Source organism: Pseudomonas sp. 05T35, from assembly GCF_056396605.1.
This window is the reverse complement of record NZ_JBFTLU010000618.1, coordinates 1-2,066: the sequence shown is the minus strand read 5'-3', so window position 1 is coordinate 2,066 and position 2,066 is coordinate 1. Positions and strand designations below refer to the sequence as shown.

2 protein-coding genes are annotated in these 2,066 nt (G+C 61.4%); both read right to left on the bottom strand.

The features are described from left to right. Positions 1–441: (2Fe-2S)-binding protein (locus AC1DH9_RS28050; protein ID WP_477809227.1), on the bottom strand; the 441-nt coding region annotated here is incomplete at its 3' end. Further along, a partial coding sequence (locus tag AC1DH9_RS28045) for a xanthine dehydrogenase family protein molybdopterin-binding subunit (RefSeq protein ID WP_477809226.1) occupies positions 434–2,066 on the bottom strand: 1,633 nt, incomplete at its 5' end. The genes AC1DH9_RS28045 and AC1DH9_RS28050, both read right to left, overlap by 8 nt.

Sequence of the window (2,066 nt, the reverse complement as noted above, 5' to 3'; positions counted from 1 at the left end):
GTCTTCGATGACCGCTTCCAGTTGGCTTTTGCTGATCGGCTGACGCTGGAGTTTTTCCACCAGTACGGTCGCAGCGTTGACGAAGCCCGGGGCGCAATAGCTGCACTGGAAGGCGAACTCGTCGACGAAGCGTTGCTGAATCGGGGTCAGCTCGGTGACCTTGCCGCTTTCATCGCGGCTCGCATGGCCTTCGATGGTGCGGACTTTCTTGCCCTCGAAGTAATGCGCGCCGGTAATGCAGGTGCGTACTTCCTCGCTAGTGCCGTCGGGGTTGTCGACAATCACCACGCAGGCGTGACAAATGCCCTGGCCGCAGCCCAGGCGCGAGCCGGTGAGGTTTCGGTATTCGTGCAGATAATCGATCATCGGCAGATCATCAGGGACCTCGACGGGACCGACGGATTGACCGTTGAGGGTCATTTGAAGCGGACGGTTAGCCATTGAGGGCCTCCTTGATGCGCGCTGGAGTGATAGGCAGGTCACGGACCCGTTTGCCAATTGCATGGGCCACGGCGTTGGCGATGGCGCCCACCACCGGAATCATCACCACTTCGGCAATGCCCTTGGACGGGTCGCTCGGCGACAATGGCGGGAGGATTTCCGCGGTCTGCGTCCAGACCGCGACGTCCTTGGCGCGCGGCAAACGGTAACGGTTGAAGTTCCAGTCACCCTCCCCCGGTCCACCTTCGTACAGCGGCATCTCTTCCAGCAGCGCGTGGCCGATGCCCATGGCGATCCCGCCCTCGATCTGGCCCTTGACCAGTTCTGGCACCAACACCCGGCCACATTCAAGCCAGGAGTGATGGTTGAGGACCTTCACCTCGCCCGAGCCCTTGTTCACTTTCAGTTCAACCAGCGTCGCCACGGGGCTGTAATAGGTCACCGCCGCGTTGTTCAACTGGGTCGCCGGGTAGGCAATGTTCTGCCGATCCAGCAGGTGGAAACCGGCGCTGTTCATCTGCGCCTTGATCGCGTTCGGCGCACCGTCGCCATACTTCACGGCGAGTCCATCGAGCGGCAACCGCTCGCGCACGCCATTGATGCTGTACTCGGCCTCGGCCCAGCTCCAGCGGTTGAAACCGTGCACCGTCGCGCCAGTCACCAGACCACGCTCGTGGGCACGTTTGGCGAGCACCGCAAATGGTAGCGGTTCCATGCCGTTGGCGGTCAGTTTGCCGTCCACCCAATGGGCATCTTCGCGGCGCACTACATACGGGTTGGCCTGACCACCGAACGGCCCCTGACGCCAGATTTCGACGGCGGCCGGCCACAGGCCGTGATTGAACAACACTCGCGCCGCTTCACGGGTCGCATGGCTGAAGTAATAGGCAGAGTTGGTCGCCGATGATGCCGAGGCGATCTTGCCGACCCAGCGCGGGTTGCGCAGCATCGCATCCTGCTCGGCCTGGCTCATGAGGTAGGGGTTGCCGCTGCTGGTCAGCTGCAGCTCTTTCCATTCGGTTTCGCCGGTCTTCACTTCACTGGCCGGGTTGCCGAGGAAATCGGCGACCACCAAGGCCTGGGAAGTGGACATGCCGGTGCCAATCTCGATGCCGATATGGCGCAGCGTGATATGCCCGTCAGCGGTGAATTCGATACTGGCCATTGGTGCTTCGGAACCGGTGCCGAAGTCTTTCTGGCAAATGGCGAAGCCGATCCCGTACCAGTTGTCCGGGTCCTTGGCGTCCTCTTGTTTTTTCAACCCGTGACGGTTTTTCCAGAGCTCGTTGCCAGCCGCTTTTTCGAGAATTTCATGCAGGCGCAACGCACCGGCCGGCACCGCGCCCTGGGTGTTTTTCATCCCGGACAGCAGCACGTTTTTCTTGCGCAGGTCGATGGCATCAATGCCCAGACGATCGGCAATTTCGTCCACCATCATTTCGGTGGCGGCCATGCTTTGCAGGGTGCCGTAACCCCGCATGGAGCCGGCTTCAACACCACGCGAATGGTACGCGGTCACTTGCAGGTCGTTCTGCGGCATGTAGTAAATCGACTGTGCGGCTGTCGCACCGACCGCCGCCACCGAAGGGCTGTAGTTGATCCGCCCACCACCGTCGACGCTCATG